General features: G+C 54.4%; 29 protein-coding genes and 2 pseudogenes. 22 read left to right on the top strand and 9 right to left on the bottom strand.

The window, feature by feature from the left end; genetic code table 11:
• Nucleotides 1-88 (bottom strand): H-NS family histone-like protein (locus FJU30_RS26070; protein ID WP_449500877.1); only part of this gene is annotated, 88 nt, incomplete at its 3' end.
• A 204-nt stretch (nucleotides 89-292) separates the two neighbouring features.
• Here FJU30_RS26070 and FJU30_RS26065 point away from each other — a divergent pair.
• From FJU30_RS26065 to FJU30_RS26025, 9 genes are read left to right on the top strand one after another with little or no spacing between them, the layout of a single operon-like run.
• Nucleotides 293-607, top strand: a complete 315-nt coding sequence (locus FJU30_RS26065) for an integrative conjugative element protein, RAQPRD family (RefSeq protein WP_172290866.1) — start codon at nucleotides 293-295, stop codon at nucleotides 605-607.
• Nucleotides 604-837, top strand: coding sequence for a TIGR03758 family integrating conjugative element protein (locus FJU30_RS26060; protein ID WP_150437849.1), 234 nt, complete (start codon nucleotides 604-606; stop codon nucleotides 835-837). The genes FJU30_RS26065 and FJU30_RS26060 overlap by 4 nt, the downstream gene beginning before the upstream one ends.
• A gap of 39 nt (nucleotides 838-876) precedes the next feature.
• Nucleotides 877-1,221 (top strand): TIGR03745 family integrating conjugative element membrane protein, encoded by a 345-nt coding sequence (locus FJU30_RS26055; RefSeq protein ID WP_150437848.1) that lies wholly within the window; start codon nucleotides 877-879, stop codon nucleotides 1,219-1,221.
• Complete coding sequence (locus tag FJU30_RS26050; protein ID WP_150437847.1) at nucleotides 1,221-1,580, top strand: TIGR03750 family conjugal transfer protein; 360 nt, start codon at nucleotides 1,221-1,223, stop codon at nucleotides 1,578-1,580. The genes FJU30_RS26055 and FJU30_RS26050 overlap by 1 nt, the downstream gene beginning before the upstream one ends.
• Nucleotides 1,577-2,215, top strand: a complete 639-nt coding sequence (locus FJU30_RS26045; RefSeq protein ID WP_112092717.1) for a PFL_4703 family integrating conjugative element protein — start codon at nucleotides 1,577-1,579, stop codon at nucleotides 2,213-2,215. The genes FJU30_RS26050 and FJU30_RS26045 overlap by 4 nt, the downstream gene beginning before the upstream one ends.
• Nucleotides 2,212-3,039 carry a TIGR03749 family integrating conjugative element protein gene (locus tag FJU30_RS26040; RefSeq protein WP_112092718.1) on the top strand — a complete coding sequence of 276 codons (828 nt, stop codon included), beginning with the start codon at nucleotides 2,212-2,214 and terminating at the stop codon, nucleotides 3,037-3,039. The genes FJU30_RS26045 and FJU30_RS26040 overlap by 4 nt, the downstream gene beginning before the upstream one ends.
• A complete protein-coding gene (locus tag FJU30_RS26035; protein WP_112092719.1) occupies nucleotides 3,036-4,445 on the top strand; it encodes a TIGR03752 family integrating conjugative element protein in 1,410 nt (469 codons plus the stop codon). Before FJU30_RS26040 ends, FJU30_RS26035 begins: the two co-directional genes overlap by 4 nt.
• Complete coding sequence (locus FJU30_RS26030) at nucleotides 4,445-4,840, top strand: TIGR03751 family conjugal transfer lipoprotein (RefSeq protein WP_112092720.1); 396 nt, start codon at nucleotides 4,445-4,447, stop codon at nucleotides 4,838-4,840. The genes FJU30_RS26035 and FJU30_RS26030 overlap by 1 nt, the downstream gene beginning before the upstream one ends.
• Before the next feature lie 2 nt (nucleotides 4,841-4,842).
• Nucleotides 4,843-7,536, top strand: coding sequence for a conjugative transfer ATPase (locus FJU30_RS26025; protein WP_150437846.1), 2,694 nt, complete (start codon nucleotides 4,843-4,845; stop codon nucleotides 7,534-7,536).
• A gap of 156 nt (nucleotides 7,537-7,692) precedes the next feature.
• Here the strand turns inward: FJU30_RS26025 and FJU30_RS26020 are convergent, their stop codons facing one another.
• Entirely contained in the window at nucleotides 7,693-8,622 is a 930-nt protein-coding gene (locus tag FJU30_RS26020) for an AraC family transcriptional regulator (protein ID WP_172290863.1), read from the bottom strand.
• Between the two features lie 120 nt (nucleotides 8,623-8,742).
• Between FJU30_RS26020 and FJU30_RS26015 the strand changes: the two genes are divergently transcribed.
• Together FJU30_RS26015 and FJU30_RS27385 are read left to right on the top strand one after the other, a co-directional pair.
• On the top strand, nucleotides 8,743-9,630 hold the full coding sequence (locus tag FJU30_RS26015) for an SDR family oxidoreductase (protein ID WP_112092723.1): 888 nt from the start codon (nucleotides 8,743-8,745) through the stop codon (nucleotides 9,628-9,630).
• Nucleotides 9,631-9,812: 182 nt separating this feature from the next.
• Nucleotides 9,813-9,959 (top strand): annotated as a pseudogene (locus FJU30_RS27385) (transposase); the annotation flags it as partial.
• A 363-nt stretch (nucleotides 9,960-10,322) separates the two neighbouring features.
• Here the strand turns inward: FJU30_RS27385 and FJU30_RS26950 are convergent.
• On the bottom strand, nucleotides 10,323-10,967 hold the full coding sequence (locus FJU30_RS26950) for an MlaA family lipoprotein (protein WP_172290862.1): 645 nt from the start codon (nucleotides 10,965-10,967) through the stop codon (nucleotides 10,323-10,325).
• A gap of 894 nt (nucleotides 10,968-11,861) precedes the next feature.
• Here FJU30_RS26950 and FJU30_RS26000 point away from each other — a divergent pair.
• The 3 genes from FJU30_RS26000 to FJU30_RS25990 all read left to right on the top strand — a co-directional run bounded on the left by FJU30_RS26000 (nucleotide 11,862) and on the right by FJU30_RS25990 (nucleotide 14,332).
• Nucleotides 11,862-12,512: a TetR/AcrR family transcriptional regulator gene (locus tag FJU30_RS26000; RefSeq protein ID WP_112092783.1), complete on the top strand. Its 651-nt coding sequence runs from the start codon at nucleotides 11,862-11,864 to the stop codon at nucleotides 12,510-12,512.
• Between the two features lie 423 nt (nucleotides 12,513-12,935).
• Nucleotides 12,936-13,400 carry a hypothetical protein gene (locus FJU30_RS25995; RefSeq protein WP_112092784.1) on the top strand — a complete coding sequence of 155 codons (465 nt, stop codon included), beginning with the start codon at nucleotides 12,936-12,938 and terminating at the stop codon, nucleotides 13,398-13,400.
• 152 nt (nucleotides 13,401-13,552) lie between these two features.
• Nucleotides 13,553-14,332: a DUF2145 domain-containing protein gene (locus FJU30_RS25990; RefSeq protein ID WP_220087931.1), complete on the top strand. Its 780-nt coding sequence runs from the start codon at nucleotides 13,553-13,555 to the stop codon at nucleotides 14,330-14,332.
• 374 nt (nucleotides 14,333-14,706) lie between these two features.
• Here FJU30_RS25990 and FJU30_RS27380 read toward each other — a convergent pair whose 3' ends face one another.
• The 3 genes from FJU30_RS27380 to FJU30_RS27370 form a co-directional block, all read right to left on the bottom strand.
• Complete coding sequence (locus FJU30_RS27380; protein WP_223881710.1) at nucleotides 14,707-14,991, bottom strand: transposase; 285 nt, start codon at nucleotides 14,989-14,991, stop codon at nucleotides 14,707-14,709.
• A 174-nt stretch (nucleotides 14,992-15,165) separates the two neighbouring features.
• Nucleotides 15,166-15,348: a hypothetical protein gene (locus FJU30_RS27375; protein WP_223881709.1), complete on the bottom strand. Its 183-nt coding sequence runs from the start codon at nucleotides 15,346-15,348 to the stop codon at nucleotides 15,166-15,168.
• Nucleotides 15,349-15,375: 27 nt separating this feature from the next.
• The gene (locus FJU30_RS27370; protein WP_223881708.1) at nucleotides 15,376-15,621 is read right to left on the bottom strand and encodes a hypothetical protein; all 246 of its coding nucleotides are present in this window, start codon (nucleotides 15,619-15,621) and stop codon (nucleotides 15,376-15,378) included.
• Between the two features lie 283 nt (nucleotides 15,622-15,904).
• On the opposite strand from FJU30_RS27370, the pseudogene FJU30_RS25980 reads away from it, so the two are divergent.
• A pseudogene (locus FJU30_RS25980) lies at nucleotides 15,905-16,997 on the top strand (IS3 family transposase).
• A gap of 115 nt (nucleotides 16,998-17,112) precedes the next feature.
• Here the strand turns inward: FJU30_RS25980 and FJU30_RS25975 are convergent.
• The gene (locus FJU30_RS25975; protein ID WP_150437844.1) at nucleotides 17,113-18,807 is read right to left on the bottom strand and encodes a thiamine pyrophosphate-binding protein; all 1,695 of its coding nucleotides are present in this window, start codon (nucleotides 18,805-18,807) and stop codon (nucleotides 17,113-17,115) included.
• A 614-nt stretch (nucleotides 18,808-19,421) separates the two neighbouring features.
• Here FJU30_RS25975 and FJU30_RS25970 point away from each other — a divergent pair.
• Genes FJU30_RS25970 through FJU30_RS25950 form a run of 5 tightly spaced genes read left to right on the top strand, consistent with a single transcriptional unit; the run spans nucleotide 19,422 to nucleotide 23,880 of the window.
• Complete coding sequence (locus tag FJU30_RS25970; RefSeq protein WP_191091696.1) at nucleotides 19,422-19,736, top strand: TIGR03757 family integrating conjugative element protein; 315 nt, start codon at nucleotides 19,422-19,424, stop codon at nucleotides 19,734-19,736.
• A complete protein-coding gene (locus FJU30_RS25965; RefSeq protein ID WP_150437843.1) occupies nucleotides 19,733-20,716 on the top strand; it encodes a TIGR03756 family integrating conjugative element protein in 984 nt (327 codons plus the stop codon). The genes FJU30_RS25970 and FJU30_RS25965 overlap by 4 nt, the downstream gene beginning before the upstream one ends.
• Entirely contained in the window at nucleotides 20,667-22,049 is a 1,383-nt protein-coding gene (locus FJU30_RS25960; protein WP_150437842.1) for an integrating conjugative element protein, read from the top strand. Before FJU30_RS25965 ends, FJU30_RS25960 begins: the two co-directional genes overlap by 50 nt.
• Nucleotides 22,049-22,375: a hypothetical protein gene (locus FJU30_RS25955; protein ID WP_150437841.1), complete on the top strand. Its 327-nt coding sequence runs from the start codon at nucleotides 22,049-22,051 to the stop codon at nucleotides 22,373-22,375. Before FJU30_RS25960 ends, FJU30_RS25955 begins: the two co-directional genes overlap by 1 nt.
• Nucleotides 22,372-23,880 (top strand): conjugal transfer protein TraG N-terminal domain-containing protein, encoded by a 1,509-nt coding sequence (locus FJU30_RS25950; RefSeq protein WP_150437840.1) that lies wholly within the window; start codon nucleotides 22,372-22,374, stop codon nucleotides 23,878-23,880. Before FJU30_RS25955 ends, FJU30_RS25950 begins: the two co-directional genes overlap by 4 nt.
• Here the strand turns inward: FJU30_RS25950 and FJU30_RS25945 are convergent, their stop codons facing one another.
• Nucleotides 23,881-24,159 (bottom strand): hypothetical protein, encoded by a 279-nt coding sequence (locus FJU30_RS25945; protein ID WP_150437839.1) that lies wholly within the window; start codon nucleotides 24,157-24,159, stop codon nucleotides 23,881-23,883.
• 75 nt (nucleotides 24,160-24,234) lie between these two features.
• Complete coding sequence (locus FJU30_RS25940) at nucleotides 24,235-24,426, bottom strand: YlcI/YnfO family protein (protein WP_150437838.1); 192 nt, start codon at nucleotides 24,424-24,426, stop codon at nucleotides 24,235-24,237.
• Between the two features lie 293 nt (nucleotides 24,427-24,719).
• On the opposite strand from FJU30_RS25940, the gene FJU30_RS25935 reads away from it, so the two are divergent.
• Both FJU30_RS25935 and FJU30_RS25930 read left to right on the top strand, forming a co-directional pair.
• Nucleotides 24,720-24,920 (top strand): hypothetical protein, encoded by a 201-nt coding sequence (locus FJU30_RS25935; RefSeq protein ID WP_150437837.1) that lies wholly within the window; start codon nucleotides 24,720-24,722, stop codon nucleotides 24,918-24,920.
• Nucleotides 24,921-25,331: 411 nt separating this feature from the next.
• Nucleotides 25,332-25,817, top strand: a complete 486-nt coding sequence (locus FJU30_RS25930; protein ID WP_150437836.1) for a JAB domain-containing protein — start codon at nucleotides 25,332-25,334, stop codon at nucleotides 25,815-25,817.
• Nucleotides 25,818-25,822: the final 5 nt, after the last annotated feature.

Below are 25,822 nucleotides of genomic sequence, written 5' to 3'. Positions count from 1 at the left end.
GCATCTCTTCCAGCGTTGCCAAATCGGTTTCGCGTGCCAAAGCGCGCAGGGAGCGTATGTTATTTAATACCTTAAGAGTTTCACTCATTTATCGTCATCCTGATGGTTATCAATCAGCGTTATCTTACAGGAGAGACAGGATTCTGAACTACTCGTTCAGCACAATAGCGTCTGATGCTCCAAACGCCTTCCCCAAGAATTTTCTTTTTTTCCGCTAATCAGTTGATTGCGGAAACCGTTTAACCGCTCTGGCACGCTGCAAGCCTCCCCTCAATTGTCTCTGGAGGCCAGAATGACTTTTCTTTCGCGACTGTGTTTATCCGCCATGCTGCTGGCCGGTCCGGTTTATGCCGCACCGACGACGGAACAGGCCAGTCTTGCCCTGATGCTAACGCAACTCAATCATATCGAGTCCACCCTGCAATGTGCGCAGACACAAGCCGCCCAGGCCCCGGCTGAACGCTTCTTTTTCGATTACACGCAGGCCTACGCGGATATCGGAACTATCCGTACCGGTATTGAGCACTATCTGATGCCGGCCCGGGCGCAGCCTCGCCACATCATCCCACTTTCAGGCCGTTACCGGCTTGAGGATGCCGCGCAATGACGTCTGAACAAATCACCGCGTTTCAGGCGGGAAGTTCCGCACAGCCCACCGAGGTCAACGTGGTGGTGCTGGGATTATTGTGCGCCGCGCTCTTCGTGTGGGCCGCCTGGGTGCTGCTGCGCTCTTGGCAGGCTTATTCCGGCAACGCGCTGACGCTACGCCAGTTCGGCGGGATCGCCGCCCGCACCACGCTATTGCTTCTGGTCTGCTTCTGGCTGGTTCTCAGCTAATACCCCGTCTTCTTTAATGCCGTTCATCCGGAGAGTGCCATGTCTACAAAACACCTGATCCGTCGTTTTTATTTCGCCGTCTTGCTGTCCGCCTGTTCATTTTCCACCTATGCCGATTTACCCACGATGGAAGATCCCTCTCGCGGCAAGGGCAGCGGCATCATGGATACGCTTAAAAATTACGGCTACGACATCGTGATCCTGCTGTCGCTGGGCGTCTGCGCCGTAGGTTTTCTGGTCGTCGCCAACAGTTGCATCGCCACCTATTCGGAGATCCAAAACGGTAAAAAACAGTGGAAGGATCTGGGCGCCATGGCGGGCGTCGGCGCCATCCTGCTGGTCGTGACCATCTGGCTGCTGACGCAGGCCAGCGAGGTGCTGTGATGACATTGACGATCGATTTTCTGCCGGACCGCCTCAATCGCGAACCGGTCGTGTTTCGCGGGATGACGGCTTCCGAGCTTTTTATCTCGCTGGCTGCCGGCTTCCTGTCGGGACTAACCGGCGGAATACCACCCGCGCTGTTACTCGGCGTCTGGGCGCTGATCCCCACCGGCGGACTGGCAGGCGCCGCGCTCGCCATTCTGGTCGGCGGACGCTATCTGGCGCGCCTGAAACGGGGGCGACCGGATACCTGGCTATACCGCTCGGCGGACGCCTGGCTGGCCCGTCAGGGTTTCGGCGATCCCCGTCTGGTGCAAAGCAATGCGGTCTGGTCTACCCGCAGGAGCGTGAAATCATGAGCCAGTTCAAACACGCGCTGGCCGCCCGCGATGCGCATATTATCACCCTGCGTCTGGCGCTGGGCCTGCTGCTGGTGATTATCGCCGCACTCTGGTACGGCTGGCAAAGCGCGCCACGACACCTGACCATTCATAATCCGCCCGATCTGCGCGCCGGCAGCACCCGTCCGTGGTGGGAGGTACCGCCGGGCAATGTCTACGCCTTCGCATTTTACATCTTTCAGCAAATTAACCGCTGGCCCGTTGATGGCGATCGGGATTATCCGCGCAATCTTTCCGCACTGAGCGCCTATCTGACGCCCGCCTGCCGGGCGCAACTGGAGCAAGACTACCGTCAGCGCCGGGACGCCGGAGAATTGCGCGACCGGGTGCGCGGCGTTTATGAAATCCCCGGACGCGGCTTTAACCACAAACGCGTGGAGGTGCTGGATCGCGATCGCTGGACGGTCACGCTCGATCTTACCGTGGATGAATATTATCGCGCGGAGCCCGTCAAGCGTGCGCTGGCACGCTACCCGTTAAGCGTCGTGCGCTATGACGTGGACGCTGAAAAAAATCCCTGGGGACTCGCACTCGACTGTTTTGCCCGCCCCCCGCAAAAACTGGAAGCGACGAGCGCAACGGAGGAAAAATGAAAAAGGTCATCCTGCCTCTCCTGCTTTTGTTCTGCCCTTTCTTCGCTACCGCAACAGAGCTGGTGCAATGGCAACGCATCCCTCTGCCGGTTGAACTGCATGTCGGCCATGAACGCGTGCTGCTTATCAACAAAAACGTCCGCGTCGGCTACCCCGCCGAGCTCGGCGACAAACTACGGATCCAGAGCAGCGGCGGAACGGTCTACCTGCGGGCCAGTAAACCGTTTACCGATACCCGTCTTCAGCTCCATGACGTGGAGAGCGGCGAGCTGATTTTACTGGATGTGCGCGCCGCTGACGGCGATGCGCTGGAGCCGCTGGAACTGCGTTACGACGAAGCGGTTTACCGTAACGATATCCCCGACAGGCCGGATACCGAGGCCCCGGCCGATAGCGTCGCGGAAACGCCTTTCCCCGTGCCGGTCGCGCTCACCCGTTATGCGGCGCAAATGCTCTATGCGCCGTTGCGCACCGTCGAGCCGGTCGCGGGAATTCGCCAGGCTCCCGCGCGTCTGCCCGCTACCGTCACCACGTTGCTGCCGACTGAGCCGGTAACCGCCACGCCCCTGGCGGCCTGGCAACTCGACGGCTACGCGGTCACGGCCATCAGGCTGCAAAACCGCAGTCCGGGCCGTATTCACCTCGATCCACGCGCGTTACAGGGCGCCTTTGTCGCCGCCACGTTTCAGCACGACTGGATCGGCGCACAGGGTACGCCGCAAGACACCACCGTGGCGTACCTGGTCACAGACGGCGGCGCGGATCGCGCCATACTGCCGGAGCCGCCCGCTGTCGAAAAAGGGAACAAGGGGGCAAAACGATGAAATTACAGGCCAACAACCTGTTGAAACTGCTTCTCCCCTGCCTGCTGCTGGGCGCAGGATTTATCGGACTGAAATCCTGCCAGCCCGCCGGCAGCGAAAAAAGCGAGCAGGACGAACATGCCGCGGCCGATTTAAGCGGCGACGAGCTCACCGCGCTGGGCATCGACGGCGATACGCCCCGGGATACCGTCGCCACGCTGGTCGGCCAGATGAAACAGTACCGTCAGGAAATGGCGGAAATGCGTGAGAACAGCGCCGCGCTGGTTCAGGAGAACCGGCGGCTACGTGAACGCGACCAGAATGTGGAAAGCCGCATCAATAACGCCATCAGCCGGGAGCGCGAGACGTTCAGTTCAGCGCTACAAAAGCAGCAGAGTACCCTGCTGGACAGCGTTCAGGAGAAACTCAGCCAGCTGACGCAGAAGCCCGCCGCCGCGGACGATATTCCTCTCGGACTGGGGCTGGAAAATCAGGGGGTTCCCGCTGGCGCCCTGCGCTGGATAGAGCCTGCCGATGCCATGCCCGTGGACAAACGCGGTCAACCCGCCGTTTCCGGCGTGCAGTTCCCGATGCCGTTCGGCTTAGCCGGAGATAGCGCGAACGGTCGGCAGAAGGAGGCTCAGGGTGAGGACACGTCAGGCAAACGTGCAGCTAAAGAGGTTGTGCCGATTTACACGCTGCCAGAAAACAGCACCCTGACGGGTTCGGTCGCCATGACCGCGCTGCTGGGGCGGATCCCGATTAACGGCACGGTCAGCGATCCGTATCCCTTCAAGGTATTGATCGGCCGCGATAACCTGACCGCCAACGGCATCGAACTGCCCGACGTCGAAGGCGCTATCGTTTCCGGTACGGCATCCGGCGACTGGACGCTCTCCTGTGTGCGCGGTACGCTTCACAGCATCACCTTCGTCTTTCGCGACGGCACCGTGCGTACCGTTCCGCAGGCCGCCGGTCAATCAGGCCGTGGCGGCAACAGTTCACAAAACAGCGGCAGCGGGATCGGCTGGCTGTCCGATCCACACGGCCTGCCCTGTATTCCCGGTGAGCGTAAATCCAACGCCGCAGAGTATCTGTCGTCGCAATTTTTACTGTCGGGATCGTCCGCAGCCGCCAGCGCGTTCGCCAACGGACAGACCACCTCCACCGTGGAAGACGGTTCGATCACCTCCGCCGTCACCGGCAACAGCGGACAGTATGTCCTGGGGCAGGCGCTGGGCGGCGGCCTGAAAGAATCCGCCGACTGGTTCAAACAGCGCTACGGTCAGATGTTCGATGCCGTTTACGTCCAACCCGGCCACCCGGTCGCCTTACATATCACGCAACAACTCGCCATTGATTACGAAAAACAGGGCCGCAAAGTGAAATACGCGCCGGCCACCGGCAATAAAGGAGGACTGGACTGATGAAACGCCACTTTCTTTCTCTTCTGCTGCTGACGCTGGCAGCTACAGGATGCAGCACCTCGCAGGAAACCCTGCTGCCGGTGGATGAAAACACCACCATGCTGAGCCTGTGGGGACGTCAAACCGGCGACAACCGCACGCTGTATGACCAGCGCAGCCTGCTGCGCCGCCCGCTGGAACAGCCCCTGACGCAAGAGCAGCAGTCCTATACCCGCACCGCCGGAAACGAAATCCGGGCGCAGTTCCGACGCCTGCCCAACCCCGATATGTTGATGTATGTCTACCCACACCTGACGGACGGCGAACCCACGCCGGTGCCGGGCTATTCCACCGTATTTCCTTTCTACACGCGGGTGCAGTACGCCATGCCCGGCGAACGCACGGAGGCGCTGTAATTATGCAGACCGCACAGCCTCGTACCGGGAAACTCACGCAACAGGCGGCGAACGCCGCGTATCAGAAAGGCCCCTCCTTTGTCGATTTGCTGCCGTGGGTAGAATACCAGCACGACAGCCAGACGTTACTGCTTGACGACGGCCGCTCGGTGGGCGCTGTTTACGATATCACCCCTGTCGGCACCGAAGGCCGCTCGCAGCAGCATTTATCCGAGATCCGGGATATCGTCAAAGACGCGCTTCAGGATACCTTTGAGGAGCTGGATAGCTGTCCGTGGGTAGTGCAGTTTTTCTGTCAGAACGAGGACGATTTCAGCGGCTATCTGCAACAGCTACGCGACTATGTGACGCCGGCAGCGCAAGGGTCGGCATTCAGCGAAGCCTGGCTGAGCGAAATGGAAAAGCACCTGAACGGCATCACTCGCACCGGCGGTCTGTTTTTTGACGATGTGGTGACTCGCACGCCGTGGCGGGGGCAAATTCGCCGCACCCGGCTGGTGATTTACCGCTATTCGCCGGCCAGAACGCAGCCCAGCGACCTGTCGCCGGAGCTGGCGCTGAATAATGCTGGCGACAGGCTGGTATCCGCGCTGGCGGGCGCCGGACTTCACGCACGACGTCAGACCGGCGCCGACGTTCAGCGCTGGCTGACGCGCTGGTTTAATCCTGCCCCGCCGTGCGACGACCGCCAGGCATTTTACGGCATGGCCCCGGAACAAGATCCCCTCGACGAAGCAACGCCGCCGGTCATGACTGATTTTGCCGAGTCACTGCTGTTCAGCGAACCTGTTTCCGACGCGCGTCAAGGGATTTGGTGCTTTGACCGGCTGCCTCACAAGATTGTGACGGTTGATCGTTTACGCAAACCACCGCGTATCGGCCATCTGACCGGGGAAAACCGCAAGGGCGACGGCATCAATGCCCTGTTCGACCTGTTGCCAGAATCCGCCATCATGGCGCTGACGATGGTGGTTTATCCGCAGGACCGGCTGGAAGCGCACCTGAACCGCCTGGCAGACCGCGCCATCGGTGAAAATGTCGATTCGGAATACACAAAGAAAGACTGCCGGGACGTCAGACAATGGCTGAAAGCAGGCCATAAAATGTATCGCAGTACGCTGGCATTCTATCTGTCGGGCCCGGACGTTGCGGCACTGAACCGGCAAAGCCGGGAACTGAACAGCGTATTGCTCAACGCCGGACTGGTGCCGGTACAGGACGGTGATGAAGTGGCGCCGTTAAGCAGCTACCTGCGCTGGCTGCCGATGTGTTTCGATCCGGGCCGCGACAAGCGTCATCTGCATACCCGGTTTAATTTCGTGCAGCATATCGCCAATCTGCTGCCGGTCTTCGGACGCGAAACCGGCACCGGGCATCCCGGCATCAGCTATTTCAACCGGGGCGGCGCGCCGTTCGACTTTGATCCCCTGAATCCGGCCGATCGAGCCAAAAACGCCCATCTGTTGCTGCTGGGGCCGACCGGGGCGGGGAAATCGGCCACCCTGAATGGCAAAATCGCCCAGTTGATGGCGCTGCACCGCCCCCGCCTGTTTATCGTCGAGGCGGGAAACAGTTTTGGGTTGATCGCTGACTATGCGAAACGGCACGGACTGACGGTCAACAAAATTAGCCTCAGACCCGGCAGCGGGCTCACCCTGCCGGTCTTCGCCGACGCATGGCGGCTGGCGGAGCAGGATATCAGCGCCGACCTGCCGGATAGCGACGAGGAGGAAAAACAGGACGATGACGACCAGCGCGATATCCTGGGTGAGATGGAGATCACCGCCAGACTGATGATTACCGGTGGCGAAGCGCGGGAAGACGCGCGTCTCACTCGCCCTGACCGCGCCATGATCCGCCAGGCGATCATCAATGCCGCCACGACGTGCCACCGGGTCGGGCGTCAGACGCTGACGCAGGATGTGCGCGATGCGCTGTTCGACCTCTCCCGCGACGCCACGCTGCCGGAACCCCGCCGCAACCGGGCCTATGAAATGGCGGAATCCATGAACATGTTCTGCTCCGGCTTCGAGGGTGAGTTGTTTAACCGGGAAGGACAGCCCTGGCCCGATGCCGATATCACTCTGGTCGATCTGGCCACGTTCGCCCGCGAAGGCTACGAGGCCCAGCTTGCCATCGCCTATATTTCATTGATTAATCACATCAACAATATCGGTGAACGCGATCAGCACCTGTCCCGCGCTATCGTCAATATTACCGATGAAAGCCATATCATCACCGTCAACCCGCTGCTGGCGCGCTTTCTGACCAAAGGCTCAAAAATGTGGCGTAAACTCGGTATCTGGCTGTGGCTGGCGACGCAAAACCTGGCTGACTTTCCGGATGACGCGAAAAAGCTGCTGAACATGATTGAATGGTGGGAACTGCTGGTTATGCCGCCCGAGGAAGTAGAACAACTTGAGCGCTTCAAAATCCTGACCGAAGAACAGCGCCTGTTGCTGTTGTCCGCGCAGAAAGCCCCCGGTAAATACACCGAAGGCGTAGTGTTAGCCAGCAAAGTGGAAGCGCTGTTTCGGGTGGTCCCGCCCAGCCTGTTTCTGGCATTGGGGATGACGGAAAAACACGAAAAAGCGCAACGGGCTCAACTGATGCGGGAGCAAGGGATCAGCGAACTGGACGCCGCTATTCTGGTGGCCCAAATACTGGATGAAAAGCGGGGGCTGATGACAATATAATGAGCGGGATTAGAAGTTTGCTGAGTTACTTCCCTGTACGCTGTACACCTCTTTTCCCCCTAAAGGAGGCATATTCCATGGCATTAACCAATGCCGTCGTCCGGCAGGCCAGCACCACCGGCAAAATCTAGACCCTGAACGGATACCGACGGTCTGTCATTGTTCGTGGCTGGTAAAGGCGCGAAGAAGTTGTTGGCGATGCTCACGCGGAGAACATCCCCACTCTTTTTTAAACGCCCGACCAAACGCGCTATCACTATTGTACCCGGCGGACTGCGAGATCTGAGTGATTGAATCGCGGGAATTTCTGAGGCGCTCTCCTGCAAGCAACATTCGCCATTGGGAGAGATATTTCATCGGCGTGATGCCGACCTTGCGCTTAAAATGTTCGGTAAAAACGGTCCGGGACATACCAACCCGCTTTGCCAATTCCTGCAAAGTCCAGGGGAAAGCTGGCTCTTGGTGCATATAAGTAATCGCGGCTTTGAGCTGCGGATCGGAAAGGGCAAACATCCAGCCAACGTGTTCATTCCCTTTCTGCTGAAGGAATACCCTTAGCGCCTGAACCAGCATGATTTGTACCAGTTGCTGCGCGATCAAATCACCACCCGGTTGGGGCACGCGCATCTCTTCTCGCAGACATTCCATGGCATTACGCATAACCTTTTGCCCGATACCTTCGGTGACCGGTATCAGTGGGGGCAGGGAATGCAGCAGGATATCGGCATGGGCGCTGCTGAAGGTAAAACGTCCACCAAGAATAAACGCCCCATCCCGGGGCGCTTGCATTGTTAGCGCTGAGCCCGTCTCCTTGTCCGGCGGGATAAAAGGCTGCGGTAGACTGTCGGGAGCGGTCGCCAGACAAAAGGGGGCGCCGGAAGGCAGAAACACACAGTCGCCCGATTTTAGAAAGATTGCCTCCTGGCTCCCGGTGACAGCGACCCAGCAGTTTCCGTCGATAACAACGTAGCATTTGATGCCCTGGTGTCGCCTGAATTCAAGCCCGGTTCCCGCAGTTAGGGGAAAACCGCCGGAGATATAAGCCTCCAGTTTGAGCAATGACAGAACTTCTGAAAGAGGATCCATAAAATACCGTACGATCTGCATAGAATAACGAATTTATAGCAGAGACCGTACCGATCATCCTCTTTTACACTGACACTTAAGGGTGAAATAGTTAATCTGAACTGCTTACCGGGGGAAATTATGAATATATTTTTAACGGGAGCCACCGGTTTTATTGGACTCGCGATCACCACAGAACTTATTCGGGCTGGCCATCGGGTAACGGGCCTGGCTCGTTCGGATAAAGGCGAACAACTTCTTGCTCGTGTCGGAGCAGAAACTCATCGGGGAGCGCTGGAAAATATTCAAAGTCTGGTTGACGGGGCACAAAAGGCCGATGCGGTGATTCATTGTGCTTATGACAACACTTTTAGCCATCCGGAAGAGATGGTGAAAAAAGAAACCCAGGCCATCAAAGCGCTGGGAAGAGGGCTACAGGGCTCTACACGCCCCTTGATCATTACTTCTGTTGCAGCCATGGGCTGTGCCGCGCCGGGTCAACTGGCTACCGAAGATTTTTATGATCCCGCGACGCGGAATCCGCGTAAGTCAACCGAACTGGCCGGGGCCCGCGTAGCAGACAATGGAGTCAACGTTTCGATTGTCCGGCTCCCGCAGGTCCATAATGAGTGTAAACAAGGGTTCGTCACTTCACTTATCTCGCTTGCCAGAGAGAAAGGGGTATCCGCTTATGTGGGTGAGGGTACCAATCAGTGGGCCGCCGCTCATCTTCTTGATGTGGCTACGCTTTACAGGCTTGTGGTGGAACAACCGCAATCCGGGCTGCGTTACCATGCGGTAGCAGAAGAAGGCATTCCTCTTCGTGATATCGCGGAAGCGATTAGCGTGGGCCTGGATGTCCCGCTGGCCAGCCTCTCCTCGGAAGCCGCTAACGCCCATTTTGGCTGGCTGGCGATGTTTGCACAGATGGATATGCGGGCATCAAGTGCGCTGACCCGGAAACGCCTAGACTGGCACCCAGCCCATCCGGAATTGCTTCAGGATATCGAGCGATACTTTTCGCTTTAACCTGCCAAATCGCCTACTGTAGCAAAAAGGCCGCTAAAGGAAACTTAAGCGGATTTTCTGTGCAGCTAATCTGACTATCCACTTAGCTTGGCATTTTTGCACTGATAATCATACTTGGCTGTGTCCCATAACTATTTTTTGTACAAAACGGAGCATGGTTCAACCACAAAAAGTCCTTTAATTTGGCTCGTTACGATTTTCCTGATGATGCATGGTTTCTAATTTCCCCCATGCTGCCTCCTGAGAGAGGCTCTTCCAGAGGTGGGCGACCTTACCTTGCACACAGACATGTTATGAATGGCATATTTTGGGTTCTGTGTTCTGGCGCAGAAAACTCAATATCCGGTTGTACGAAAAACGCAATGTAGTGGAACGCTGCTTTGCAACATTAAAAGAAAATCGTCGGATCGCTATACGTTCAGAAAAAACAGCAAGAAACTATCTGAGCATGCTCAAACTGGGGACGATCCAGTTATTTTTGAGGAGGCTGTTGAGCTAAGGGATACAGCCTAACTCATATCCTATCCGCGCAACAGGAGAAAAGTCGGGGGGAGCCATAACCCCAGGCTCCCTCTCAATATTTTGGAATAAGGCCTAACAGTTAAATGTGGTGCGAGTTATGTTCGTAACTAATTAATCTGGCGAAAGATGCCGATCGCCGTGGCTGTTTTTACCCCTCCCTCTGGCGTTCATCACGGATCCTGAGCTATCTGACTATCGCGTCGCTGTATCCAGGCATCACGCACCAGCACATATTCGTCCTCCGCCTGCTTGCGGGCTTCGTCCATGGGGAACGCGCGCGCGCGCCCATCCACCAGTTTCATGACTTGCAGCGTGTATACCACTCCGCTGTTTTCCACGTAGCCGATGGGAGACAGAGGTTGGTCGCCGACCATGCTCACGGTGTCGCGGACGGTACGAGGGCCGAGTAAAGGCATCACGAGATAACGGGAATCGCGCCAGCCCCATGTGGCAAGCGTTTGCCCAAAGTCCTCACTGGATTGCCTGGATAAGCCGATGTGGGACGCCGGATCGAACAGGCCGCCGATCCCGATGGTCGAGTTGACAACAAAGCGCCCCAATGATTGGGCGCCCTGGCCCGGCCTGCCTTGCAAGGTGTGATTGACCGCCGTTGTCGGTTCGCTCAGGTTCTTGAAGAACCGCGTCACACTTGATTGCACCGACTCTGGCGTGATCTTCTCATAGGTGATCGCTAGGGGACGGGTCACGTATCTGTCGATGCCATTGTTGACACTGTGCATCCGACGGTTGAATCCCTCCCACGGATCCCGCGTGGAGCCTTTCGGGCCGGGCGGAATAGTGTCGTTAGCCGACATAAGGGGGGGCATCGTCCGGGCGACTGGCGCATCTCCCGCAGACCGAGATGCGGCTGGTGCCGCAGCCGTCTCAGTTCTAGCGGAACCCGCTATCCCCATTGCGCGGGTGGCTTTCAAGTCGGGGGTTGAAGACTCATCGGCCCGACCAACGACAATCGGCGTAGGGGAACTTGAAGCGACGGCTTTCTGCTGCACGTTATCGCCGGCGCAAGCGCTGGTAACCAGCACAACCAGGGTAAGCAGGATGAAGCGGCATGCATTCATAAGTGTATTCCTTTCCTGTTGTGAAGAAGGCGTTGGTCAAGCCGGAATTATCATCAAGCAGTCTGGCCGCCTGACGCGCCCCCATTCAGCAACGTGGCCCGGCTATGCAGCAGGGAGCGGGAAAACACATCTGCTTGCCATGTTCTTCCCGCAACAGGCGGTGCTGTAGGGGGTGAGAAACCTTATACCATAATGAACGATCGGTCAGTAGAACTTTTTCAGCAAGTTTCATCAACTTCAGTTGCTGATTTTTTGTGATGAGAGGAAACATAGGTTGCCCCGGGCTGGGGAGCTATTCATTGATGGTTTAAAACGCCCGGTATGCGAGAGCGGTCAATAAAAGAGAGCGTTGGACGCCCCCGTGCTTTACACTCTGACGAACCAGGGCTGCGCCCATAGCTTGTTGGCCACGAGGCGGCTAGCCAATACCCGTTTAGTCGCATTTCTCGCCGTCAGTGATGCAGTGGTCTGCGATAAATGGCGCGCGACGTTGCATTCGTTTCAATGTTGACAGCCTTGAACGACGCCAAAGCGAGGGAAATGCTTTCCTCCTGGCCCCGTTAATTTCGTCGGATATGTTTAGGTGCTTCGCACAGATCTTGCGATCCGGCGCTTACATGACACGGCAGCATGAAGAAAAAAAATCCATCAGCCTCCTTGGCCGAGGTTGCTCCCAAAAAGAAAAGAACACGTTTGCCCCTTGAGGTTCGGCGCCAGCAGATCCTCGAAGCGGCGCTGATTGAGTTCAGTGCATTGGGCTTTACCGCCGCCAGCATTGCCAGGATCGCTCGCCGGGCTGGCATATCCAAAGCCAACGTCTATGTTCATTTCGCCAACAAGGACGATATATTCGAGACGCTCCTTGAGCAATTGATGAGCCGCTCGGAAAGCAACTGGAGCTTGTTGCGGGATGTGGAGAACGCTGACGAGCTGGTCGAGCGCCTTGTCGATTTTGCCTACGGCGGGTTAACCGACGACACAATTGCGATTGCCCGACTTCTCATCACCGAAGGGCATCGAGTGCCGCACCTGCTCGCAAAATGGGATGCGGGGAATATGCAGGGGCGCAGGGAGCGTCAAGCGCTTATTGATGGGTTCGTGGCGGCCGGAGTCGTAAAGTCCAGTCCATTGACCGAGAATTTCAACCTTGTGATGGCCCCCGTTGTCTATTCGGCCGTGGCTCAGATGGTAATGGGTAAGGAGAAGGCACAGAGCGAACTGCAAGCAATCAAAGAAACGCATCGCAAACTGTTGACTTTATTATTACGCCCTGGCGAATAGTTACTCTCCGCGTTGTCTCCTTCCCCGGTTTGTGCAGCTCGCTAGGGGCGGGCTGCCTGCTCCTTTCGCACTCGGAGTGGCCATACGATCTCTTTGTCTCTGGCCCCGAGTCTGTCGCCAATAGATATGTTGATATTGTCGCTTCGGGTATTTACTGTCCGATCATTCGGTAGTAGATTAGATTGATAATGAACGATCGGTCATTAGTGATCTATCGTTATACAGTCAATATCGTCCTCGAGCATCAGACTCTGGGGCTGACCGTATCGACCACAAACCCATGGCGCACGACACAAATCTTAAGCCGGAATAGTCGTTGCTGCGGGGTTGTCATAAAGCATAAAGAAAGGTGTCGGCATTGAACCGCCACTTTTTCTTAGCAAGAGCAACGTAGTCAATGTTTGCTTTACTTAAGGAGCCACTATGGCGTCTCTAACGATTTTTCGTCTTGTCTGTATCATGGCAATCACCGCTGCTTCATTCCACGCGCAGGCTGAAATCTTCGCTTCATCCGCATCCTCCGCCTCAAGTGCCGGCTCGGCATCCAGTGGGAGCGTATCGGATTCGTTAAGTGGATCGAGCGACAGCTCAAAGGATGATGAAAAGACGGCGGGCGGCAACTACCGCATCATTGATGTCGCTGACGCGCCTGACCGCACCGGATTTCGCCGTGTCACCATGCAAGGCAATAATGCTCAGCGGCATCTCGTGCTAGATCTGCCCCAGGCGGTTCTCGACACGCAAGACCTGGAGGCCGGCGACATCGTACTTGCGCAGCAGAGGGTCTATGGTCTCGAATTCGCTCGTGGCGATACGCAGGAAGCTTTTTACCTGGTACTTGCTGACAACTGGCATGACGATCTCGCCGCGCGCGCCGTTACCCAGTGATGAGGAAGCGCTGCCAGGTAGCTTGGATTCTAACCGTGCTCATGCTCGCCACCGGGTGCGCGAAACGTCCTGTCACATCGTCTCCCCAGACTTCAGTGGGGTCAGACTTTTGTGATCGCACACAGCAGTTTTCCGCGGTTCAGCAGGATCGCTTGCTGCGATTCGCTGCGGTCGTGAACGAAGAACTCGCCGCAACCGACGGGGATACGGTATTGATTAGTCGCTCCGGTCTTGACCTGTCACGCTTTAATATCCGCTATTCACATGCTGCTGTGGCGCTGCGTGGCGAGGATGGTCGCTGGACCGCTCGCCAGCTCTATTACGCCTGCGATGAAGGACGCCCACGAATCTATGATCAAGGGCTGGCTGGGTTCGTTATGGGAACCGAAAATGCATCTCTCGGTTATATCTCGATCATCAAGATCCCTCCGGTAGCCGCACGGAAGTTGCGTTCAGCGGCACTCGACAAGCGGCTGGCCTTACGGTTGCTGGCTGCGAACTACAGCGCCAACGCCTATGCCTTTGGCCTAGACTATCAGAATTGTAACCAATGGGTCATGGAGTTGCTTGCTGTGGCGTGGGGAAACCTTGCCGATGGTGCGGACTTACGCGGGCGAGCGCAAGATTGGCTTCGTAAGGCACCCTATACGCCTGACCCCATTGAGATCCCCTCGCGTTGGATGATGTTGGCATCGACTTTTGTGCCATTGGTACATCTGGACGATCACCCCAAGGAGGATCGTGAGGCCATGCGCCTGAAAATCAGTTTACCGCAAACTGTCGAAACCTTCATTCAGGAGAAAATTCCAGGCAGCGAACGCCTGGAGGTTTGCCTCGATGGCCAGCAAGTCGTCGTGAGCCACGGATGGTCTCCTATTGCGGCAGAATGTCAGCCGGGCGCAGGGGATCGTGTCGTCGCCTTGGTCGATTGACGGAAAACGGCGGACACCACATCAAACGGATAAACGTTATTGCTGGACTCAGTCGCGGTTTCACCATGACGCTTGATATCAATTCGTTTCTCTGGATATACGCTTGCGGTGGATAATATCCGGGAAATGTCGGCATGATATTTAACGCCTAAATAACTCATATGGACACAGACCCAATGCAAGCGTGGGCGTTCCTTTTCTCTGACAATGTAGTCACAAACCTATATTCGGCGTCAACGAGCCCTGATGAACATCCGTATTCTCTGGCCTCATTATCGCAATGGTCTGTTATAACCAGATTATTTGTCAGGTTCACAGAGAGTCGGTTCTACCTGTCATCACATCAGCTCTTTGACTTTACTTAAAAATTTATATCACGTCTGTACATAAATAGTTTGCTGATTGACCACTGCCCAGGCCATTCGGGCATTCTTGTTTGCCTGAGCGACAACGGTTTTGTTCACGCAACTTCGGGCTATTATCCCCCTGAGCCAGTGTTGCAGGCCGTTACAACGTTCATCGGGAAGGTTACCGATTCGGTACACCACTGAGCGAGCGCCATAGATAAGAAGACCACGCAGGTAAGCATCACCCTGTTTTGTTATGCCCAACAATTTAACTTTTCCACCACGGCTGTACTCCTTCGGGACCAGTCCCAAATAGCTGGCAAAATGCCGGCCGTTTTAAAAATCGGAACGGTCCCCCGGTGCAATCGTCAGTGCGAATGCGCTCAAGACACCAATGCCCGGTAAACTTTGTAAGCGGGTTGTATCCTCATTCAGTGACCCGATATGCTCAGGGCGTTTATCGAGTTCTTTTAATCACCGCTGATATTACCTGAGCTCCTGCAACAACTCATGAAATAACTGCCGGCTCATTGCCGTCAGTTCATTTTCTGCGTCTTCCCGATAATCGGGCAGGCATGATGCCACTTTGTGTGGCTCTTCCGGTATGGCGATACCGTATTCCAGCCCTGACCCTCGTATTTGATTGATGAGAGCAGTTCTGTTTTTCATCAGACGCTGGCGACCCCGGAGCAGGCATTACATATCCTGCTGCTCCAGACTTTTTCCCGGTACATAGCGCATCCCTGGACGGCTATCAGCTTCAACGATGGCAATGGCATCATTCTTATCGTTTTTATTCCCCATTCTGAACGAGACAACATACCGGGGGCTGATTTGTTTAACATCATGTCCGTATTTTCTGAACTGACGAGCCCGGTAATTTGCACTACCGCAGGCTTCCATGACTATCCCTGACGGTGGTTGTTGAACAATGAAAGCCATCAGTTTTTCACTGGGTTACCATTTTGTTGGCTTTTATCTGTCCTTGCAAAGTGGCAATGTGTAATTGAAAAACTCGCTTTGCCAGATCAATTCCGATAATTTTTTCCATTGGACACCTCTTCCATTTTGCTGTTGGCACACACTGACAGCATGACTCATTGAAGCCGATTGTGGGGAGGTGTCCATTTCATTATCGCACATTGTGATCTCTTCCCATTAAACAGGACCAGGCTAAACTGGAGTTTTCTGCCCTTCTTTTCCTTAAAAAAGAGGCAATCCGGCCATGAAAAAGATCCGCTGTACTGAAGAGCAAATTGCTTTTGCCCTGAAGCAGGCTGAAACGGGCACTCGTGTGGGTGAAGTGTGCCGAAAAATGGGTATCTCTGAAGCCACTTTTTATAATTGGAAAAAGAAATTTAGCGGAATGGGCGTAACGGAGCTGCGTCGCCTGCGTCAGCTTGAAGATGAAAATCAACGTCTAAAACGGCTGGTTGCCGACCTCAGTCTCGATAAGGAAATGCTGCAAGAGGTGCTGAAAAAAAAGTTTTAAGGCCTGCTCAAAAGCGCGAAATAGTCGTATTTTTACAAGACGCATATCGAGTAGGCGGTCCTGTCGTCTGGCGATGCTAAGTCGCACGGTTTATAACTATCATTCGTGTCGTGACGATCGCGCGGTAACGATGCGCATCCGAGAAATAGCGGAAACCCGTATCCGTTATGGCTGCCAGCGCATACATATCCAGCTGAGGCGCGAAGGCTGGGTCATTAATCATAAAAAAACGCATCGTATTTATTGCCAGGAAGGACTGAATCTACGGCGTAATCGCCCCCGTCGCCATGTGAGTGCGGCACACCGGGTTGAACGGCCGTTGCTGTCAAATCCGGATCAATGCGGGAGCATGGATTTCGTTGCTGATAATCTGTTTAACGGGCGCCGGTTTCGGGCATTAACTGTGGTCGATAATTTTAGTCGGGAATGCCTGGCGATCCATGCCGGCCAGTCGCTCAAGGGCGAGGATGTGGTGGCGGTGATGGAGTGCCTGAGATTGATGCATAATCGTGTGCCGATAAGGATCCAGGCAGACAATGGCAGCGAATTTATCTCAAAAGCGCTGGATAGATGGGCGTATGAAAATAAGGTCACCATGCACTTCTCACGCCCCGGCACGCCGACGGATAATCCGTTTATCGAATCGTTTAATGGCAGCCTGAGGGATGAATGCCTAAATATCCACTGGTTCCTGTCGATGGAAGATGTGCAGGAAAAGCTCGATCGCTGGCGGGAAGAATATAACCATGACAGGACACATTCTTCATTAAATGATCTGACTCCGGCAGAATTTATCCGAAGTCACCAAAAAAGACAGATCCTCTAATTGATCCTGGGTCAGGATATGGGAGAGGTCAATTGATGCTCCACCTCTAATCGTGCGAGGCCCGTACTGGCGGGATGTTATGTCCTGCAAGTGTAGCGCTATTATGCGAAGCTATTTAGAGTGATTTAATTGTATTGATCCGATCAAGTAACGGCGGTTGCGCGTCTTTATCGATCAACACATCAATCACAGCGGGAACACCTTTCATGATCGCCGCACGCAGCGCGGTTTCCAACTCGTCCGCCTGTGCAACCCTGACGCCATCTGCGCCCAATGCGGTGGCGAACAACGAAAAATCAACTTGAGGAATAACACAGTCCAGCGGCGGGTTGCCTAACAAGCTCAATCCTTGTCGACACATGTTGTATTCACCGTCGTTCATTATCAGCCAAATAGCCGGTAATTGATAACGGACAGCCGTACTGATTTCATTATTCATCAGCATGGAACCATCACCGATAATACCGAGGGTCGTCTTTCCTGACGCACTCAGGCCAACGATCCCGCAAGCATAGTGGCCCATGGCACCCAGCGCGGTACAAATTCGATAGCGGTTCGGTTTTTGAAAATGTAAATATCGGTTTGCCCATACAAACGTATTTCCTGCTTCCGCAGCGATCAAGCAGTCATATTCTTCAATCGCTACCTTTTGAATAATCGCCATTACCTGCTGTGGATGAACGACTCCAACCTTAACCGATATCGGAGCGCATTGCTCAGGTTCCTGTCCTCTGCAGAACATCTGGGGATGATAATAATCGGCATTTTTTTTTACTTTATCGTATACCCCATGCAGGAAATGAGAAATTTCCGCCTCAATAATCACGGCGCTGGCGGGAAGGTTCTTATTAACATCCTCATTTCTCAGTCCAATATAATATATATTAGCATGGGTCATCTGATTTTGAATATATGAGGAACTGAGCTCCCCTAGTTTCGAACCCAATATAATAACTGTCTTCAATGATGAGTCGCTTAGCTTTTCCCTAAGTTTTTCGCCATTGGATCCTAACCCGGTGGTGCCAATGTAAAGCGCGTGATTTTCGGGGAATATGCCCTTCCCTCTTGGGGTCGACATTACTGGCGTATTCGTTACAACAGCAAGACGGGTTAATATTTCTGCGGAATGAAGGCAACCGAATCCATTCCATATAATGGCTCCATCTGTTGTAAGCGCATCCGCTATTTTTTGCTGTTGATTCTCAGCGCCATTGTCCTTTTTGTAAGAAATTAAAGTGTGAAGGATTCGCTTGCTATTTATTTTATTATTTTCTTTTAAAATTTCTTTTTGAATATTCGTCGGAATGAAAATGCCCAGAACATGACCATAAGATGTCGCAACATTATTGATGGCGGCTATTGCTTCCACTAATTTTTCTTGTCTGTCGACAAAGACAATGCTGTCAAAGAAACCACTGATGCCATCGCCTGCAAGGTCGTTGATATCTTGGCGGGTTGTTTGCTGCAATCCCCATTGACCATTGTGCTCCTCAATGGTGGTTGCAGAAATGAATATCACTTTAGCGCCATCCAACTTCGCCGCGCGCAATCCTGTCAAAGCATTGGTAATACCTGGTCCGGCCGTGGAAAATACGACAGAGGGAATATTGTTATATAAACTGTACTCAGAGGCGGAAAAAGCGGCTCCGCTTTCATGCCTGCAATGGATAACCTTGATGGATGAGTCCGATAGTGCTTCCCACAAAGGGACGATAAATCCGCCTGAAACGCCAAAAGCGGCGTCAACGCCTGCTTTTTTTACATTATCGACCAGTGTTTGTATGACCGTCAGCGGTTGTCCTTCGTTCATAAATCCCACCTATAAAAATATAAAGGTTTACCATCCTTTTATATGGCAGAGTTAAATGATTGACAATCAGAATACACTATTTTGATAAAATCGCCGCATGGATATAGATACATTGCTGGCTTCCCCCCCCCCGATGAACTGCGCTCTCTGGCGTTAAAATTACTAGCAGGCCTTGAGCAAAAGACGCAGCGAAACCAGGAACAGGCAGACTACATTCAGCAGTTGGAAGAGGCACTAAAAAACGCCCGTCAGTGGCTCTTCGGTCGAAAAAGTGAAGCCTTTTAGGGAGAACAGCGCAGCCTGTTCGAAGAAATATCGAGGCTAATATCTCCGATAGGGACTTTTTATCTTAAAATATAACCCAACAATTACTTACAATTCAGTAAAATAATCCACCACACAAATCATTGATACGTTATATCTCTAAAAATCTCTCTCATTTCTATATTTAGTTGTTTACTGCCCCACAATCTGAATCCGATTAAATTTTCCTATCTAATTCATCAGACTGGGGAACAAAAATGCCATTCCGTTGTTTTTTAACGCTATTGATCACGCTTGCTACACAATCTACCGCCGCACAGGCCATCATTTACACTACGGGAAAGTGGCCGGTGATCAGCCCCCAACCCGACACAGTAGTGCAAATACTGGAAGATGTACAAAATCGGGAGCAGACGCTGTTCCCCAATCTGTACACCAGCCCGGAACAGGCTGAACGGCAGGCGCTGCTGCGGATGCAACAGCCAGACTGGCAGGAGAAGGAGGCACGGTTAACTCGCGCCTATCAGGCATTGATGGATGCATGGTCTCTGGGCATCTCCAAAGTTCCGGCAGTGGTGTTTGAAGATAAATACGTTGTCTACGGCACGACGGATATCGGGCTTGCGCGGCAAAAGCTGGAAGCCTGGCGGGAGCGGCAACCATGAAATTGCGCCGTTCCCTCTCATACGCCCTGCTGGCCGTGACGCTGCCCGCCGCCGCCATCACCACGCCGCAGATTGTAGCTTCCTCACTGTCGCCGGACTGCCTGCGATATCGGGTAGTGGGACTTTGCTATTGGCTATTATGCACGCCCTGGGGCTGTAGCGTAAAAGTCTCTATCAAGGTTAAACACAATCTGCCTGAGCTGGTGGTGTCGACGTACACCACACCCGGCGATAACCCGTGGCGGGAGATGGCCTTTATGGGGACTGCGGTCACTGGTGCCGAAGGCGGCGGCGACACCAACCCGCGTCCGGAAAACATCAAAACCAAAATTCGTTTCAAAAACGCCGACGCCATCGGCCACCCCGGCGGCGAGGTATTCAATCGTTTTCTGGGCGCATTCGGTTACAGTTGCAGCAGCGATGTCGTTCCCTTCCAGCCCTACTTTCTCAGTACCCTCGATACGCTGGCCTGGCGCGGCGCCGTGCCGGAAATGCTTTATCCCGAAGCGTTAACTCCCGGTCTGCGTGAAGTGGGACAGACCGGCGATTTATGGGGCAACGTCTACCCCCGCGCCGGCGCGTTGGGACAAACCCACGATCACAAAGCCGCGGCGGTCATGGCGCAACGCGCAGCGGATATCGTCACCCGTACCGGCCAGTTGCACGTCTATCTGCCGCTGACCGCCTCATCCCGTCCCGGTTACTGGCCGCCGTCCCCGGTGCAGGAAAACCGCTCCAACAATCACGGCTGGCAGATGCTCGTTCCCCAAACAAGCAACCAGTGCATCACCTTTCCCGACCGCAGCATCAACGACACCTACGCCGACAGGCTTGCCATTGATGGCAACTACTCCTGGACGCTCTGGCGTCCTTATTCCTGCTGCAAACGTCGCGGTCAGATATTTCTCGGCAGTACCGGAGGAGAATCCAATGAAACTGAAGTTCGCTCTGATCCCCCTATTGTCCTGCTTCCTCGGTGACATCGTGCTGGCAGCTGACGACAGCTATAGTCTGGAACAACGTGGCGCTATTGCGGACAGCCTTTATTACCAGATCGGCGGCGGGTCAGTGATCACTCCCGCCCTGACGCGCCGCAACACGCAGCTACTGAATATGCAACTGGGCTGGAATGCCGATCTGATGTGCGGCAATTTTGATATCAGCACTACGGTCAAAAACCAGCTTAACGGCGTCACAAGCGGGTTTCAGGATCTGATGGGGCAGGTTATCCAGAATGCCACAGGGGCCGTGGCCAGTCTGCCTGCGATGATCATCCAGCGAGCGAACCCTCAGCTTTATGATTTGCTTACCAACGGCATCCTACAGGGGCGGCTCGACTTTGATAAATCCATGCTCAGTTGCCGCAGGATGGCGGAGAAAATGACCGATTTTGCTTCCGGCTCGATATGGACGCAAAGTGCAAAGGCCGAAAATTACCAGACCGTCGCCGCCAGTGAAACCGATGCGGTACGCGCGGAGCAGCAGGCCAGTCGGGAAGCGGCTAAAAAAGGAAAAACCTGGGTGGGCGGGCAAAAACGAGGCGGCGCTGGGCAACGCCCCATCAAACTTATCGGCGATACCGTCAAAGCGGGCTACAACCTCCTGAATCAGCGTGACGTAACGGATACCAGCAGTGTCTCAGGCTCCTGGTGCAAAGGCGAGCTTTGTCAGGTCTGGGAAAAACCGGAAGAGGTCGCCGCATGGACAACGCGCGTTGTCGGTGAACAGACGATTAATGTCGCTCCCGATAATGATGCCGCCGGCAACAGCGAGAATAAAACCGGCGCGCAGGCGGGCGTGGGGCTTTCGCCGCTGATAGAAGAAGAGCAGGAGAAAATCGCGCAGGTGCTGGCCGAACTGGTTAACGGTTCGCTTCGGCCCACGCACGAGAATCTGTCCAAAGCCAGCGGCGGCAAGCTGTTGCTCACACGCGGCGTGATAGAGGCATTGAAAGACGATCCCGACGCCGTGGTGCTGGTACAGCGATTATCGGGAGAAATGGCGCTCGCCAGGGTAATGGAACAGGCGCTGATGGCCCGCCGCACCCTGCTGGCCGGGATGCGCGAGCCCAATATCGCCAGTGAAAAAGAAGCGCAGTCACAACTGGGACAGACCGCCCTGCAACTCGAGCAGGAACTGAACCAGTTACGCCTCGAAATGGAGATGCGCCGTGCGCTGGCGGATAACGCCAGCAGCGTCATTCTGGAACGTCAGTCCTATCGCAATCTGACGCAGGGCCGGACTATTGATACGCATGATGACATGGATAATCGCATCAACAAACTGAATACCCCGGAACAGGAGAGCCACTGATGACATTCTCCCGAACCGGTAAAATACTGCTGTATGTTGTGGCGCTGATACTGGTTGCCGCGCTGACGACCTGGCTGGGAATACAGCTAACCGGCAGTGGATCTGACTGGCGCCATTGGCTGTATCAGGCACGCTTCGGCCTGCTTTGCTGGCGTCTGGCGTTGTACCTCTGTCTGGCCGCCTCCTGGCTGTCGCTGCGCAGAAGGCTTCTACAACGTTATCCCGCCTGCCAGCGCTTGTCGCTGCGTACCGCCTTCCTGTTTTTTCTGCTGGTCGCTGCCGCAGAATACAGCAATCTGGTATACCTCCGGGGAGATGACGCATGACGGCCAATACCTATCTGGAATACTTCCTCACGCTGCTGGGGTGGCTCGCCAATAACGGCATCTGGTCGGTCATCACCGCGACCGGCCTGTTCGCCTTCCCGCTGCTGGCGAAGCTCATTGAAATCTGGCTAAAAGCCCGCAGTCAGGGGGCTGACGAGGGAAATCAGGGAGGACTGGCGTTAGCCTGGATGGAGCACACGGTCTACACCGCGCTGGTGGTCATCATGTTTGCCTGCGTCCCTCTGCTGGATGTCCATCTGTCCACTCTCCGCTATGATGCCTCTCGTATCTCGCAGTGTGGCCGCACCGTCGTGCAACCCTCTGATTCGGGTTACGCCTCGCTGACCAACGAACTGGGCGGCCAAACCGCGGCGGTTCCGGTATGGTGGTATTTTATTCATGCCGTATCCAAGGGCGTCACTAACGCCGCGGTCTCCACACTCCCCTGCTCTCCCGACCTGCGGCAGATCCGCTTCGAGGTACAGCATAGCCGCATCAGCGACCCGACGCTGGCGCAGGAGCTCCAGGATTTTGTGGAGGAGTGTTATGCGCCTTCCCGAGCCCGCCTGAAAAGACAAGAAGCCGGTCTGGCGCTGGATATCAGCGATGACGTGGCCTGGCCCGGCTCTTCTCACTTCCTGACGACGTCCGGCTACTACGATACCGATCACGCACGTTCGCCGCGAAGCCAATGGCCGTATGACAGCACCCGGGACGCCGGATTATTTGATGCAGGCACCGGCGGCTATCCCACCTGCAAGCAGTGGTGGCAGGACGGTAGCATCGGCCTGAAAGATCGCCTGCTGGCGCTGATTCAGCCTACCGTCTGGCAGCAGCTCAACGCGCTGGGGCAACCGAAAAGCGTTTACGAAGCGTCAGTGCTGCGTTCTCTGGTCAGTCAGCGAAACATGCAGGCATCACAAAGCGGCTCCGTTTATGGCGGATATGGCGGCAATGCCGGAATGATCTCGACCACACAAGCACTAACGAGACTAAGCAGTCTGACGGGTACCGCCGTGTCCAGTCTGGCGATGTTTCCAGCATTCGACAGCATGCGCCAGGCGCTACCGATGGTACAGGCCATTCTACAGATGGCGCTGGTGATCTGCCTTCCCATGGTCATTCTGTTCTCCGCCTATGCGCTGAAAACAGTGATCACACTGACGGCGGTACAGTTCGCCCTGTTCTTCGTCACCTTCTGGTGGGAGCTCGCCCGCTGGCTCGATAGCTGGCTGCTGATTGCGATGTACGACAGCAGTACCCATAGCAGCGTTTCGCTGAATACGCTGAATTACGGATTCCAGAACAGCAGCGACGACATCATCGTCAATATCGTGATGGGTGCCATGTTTCTGGTACTGCCGGCTTTCTGGATGGGGGCGCTGGGATGGGCGGGCATTGCGCTTGGAGGAGCCATAGAGGGTGCAATACGCCAGGGAACACATAATAGCCAGCAAGCCGGTGGTTCCAGCATGAGCGTACTAAAAAACGCTATACGAAAGTAACTATTCCGGCAATTTTACACCATTACAATAATAACCAGGCCCTTCGGGGCCATCACCGTGGTAGCCATTCAGATTTTTTCCATCGTCAAATGTGTCAGGCACAAACGCCAGAAAGTCCAGAATCAATTCGCCGACAGGTACAGCCTGATCCTGCGACTCCGACGCGGGCGATTGATCATGGCTCTGCTGCATTTGCTGCATGGCTTCCCGGCATTTATCTTCATTGGTCCATTCGTTATCCGGTGCGCTTTGCAGCCAGTTTTTGAGGCTGTTTTTCATGATTTCATTCCCTTATCCGTGTCCGCCAGCATGATGAAAGTTTACCACTTTGCACAAAAAACGCACAATATTTGTTCATTTTTGCTGGTTCTTGCGTCGTATCGCATCCAGTTTTCTGTGGCAGGCATCCAGTACCCAGGCGGAGAAATTGGCGTTAGGATTATCCGTTTTTTCCTGCTCTACGCTGGTATTGATTTCGTCGATAAGTTCATGAGGGAAACGAACCCCCTTTGTTGTAGAACGATTGTTTTTAAAACCTGTAGGCATACCGTTTTTCCTTTGTCGGTGAAGGAACACTATACAGAGGAAAAGAGTTTTTAAAAATATTGACGTGTATATGCACCTAGCGCTATGGTGTATATACACCAAGATACTTTATGGTGAATAGCGAAGCCCGGCAGTGCGCCAACACTAACCGGGCCTCTGACCACAACGTTATAGGAGTAACGCTATGGCTGATGCCCAGTCTACCCAAGCTCGTCTTAAATATCAGTACCTTTTACAACTTCTTCCCATTCTGCGAAAGGCTACTGCTCGCCTGTTGGCTCAGGAGGCGGACTATGTACGATGATACGCCACTGGAACTGGACGAACTGATCGATCAGTGCCGGGCGCTGGTTTATGCCGCTGTGAGAATTGAACGAGAGGGTGTTCGTGAGATCCTGCTGTTCATTTTGCAGGAACGGATTGAATGTCTACACAACACTTGCCAGAAGCAAATCAAAGAAGAACTGGCTGAAGCGAATGCAACTAACGGGTAGTCAACGCCAGATTGCCGTTTCCGGTCATCATTCATTTCAATAAAATCATAGCCTGTTTTTCGTCACCTATAACGAAAAAACAGGCTTTTTGCTTACATAAAACCAGAGAAGAACCATCTGCCGGGAAGTATGAATAGCGGCGACCAGGCCATTTTGCAGATGGCGCGAGTGAGTCCTAATACCCGAGCCCCCTTCTCCATCACAGTAACCCGTTAAAAAACATCATTTCAGATATCCAGTTTTCCGTATATCCACGCCACTCCGTAATCCACCATTCCCCCGGCAAGTCGCTGCTGTCGCAGCACCCGGTGAACGCCGTTCACGCCCCCGAATGCTCATACACCTGAAAACGAGCGACGCCTTACGCGCTGGTGCATGCCCTTCACATTATTCTGATATCGGAGAACCAATATGTCTGAATTAATCCAATATGGCCTTTTTTCGCCTACGGACAAAATGCTGATTGCCCGAGCTATCCAGGCAATCGAAAAACAATTTATCGGTGCATCTGAGAATACGCCGGTTTTTACCGACAACCAGATGGCGGTTGATTATCTGCGTTTACAACTGTGCGACCATGACCGGGAACATTTTATGGTGCTGTTTCTTAACTCTCAGAACAGGTTAATTGCCGCAGAGAAAGTCTTCAGCGGCAGTCTGGCGTCTGTGGAAGTTCATCCGCGAATTATTGCCCGCAAGGCGCTCATTCATAATTCCAGAAGCCTGATTCTGGCGCATAATCACCCTTCGGGTAATGCACTTCCCAGCCAGGCGGACAGGGTGCTCACCCGTAATATGGTGCAGTGCCTTTCCCTCTTCGACATTAACATTCTGGACCATATTATTATCACGCCCGGCGATGCGTATTATGCCTTTTCCCAACATGGTGAAATATAATCTGA

This window comes from Affinibrenneria salicis, from assembly GCF_008710095.1.
The sequence above is the reverse complement of the archived record's forward strand: the minus strand, read 5'-3'. Positions and strand labels throughout refer to the sequence as shown.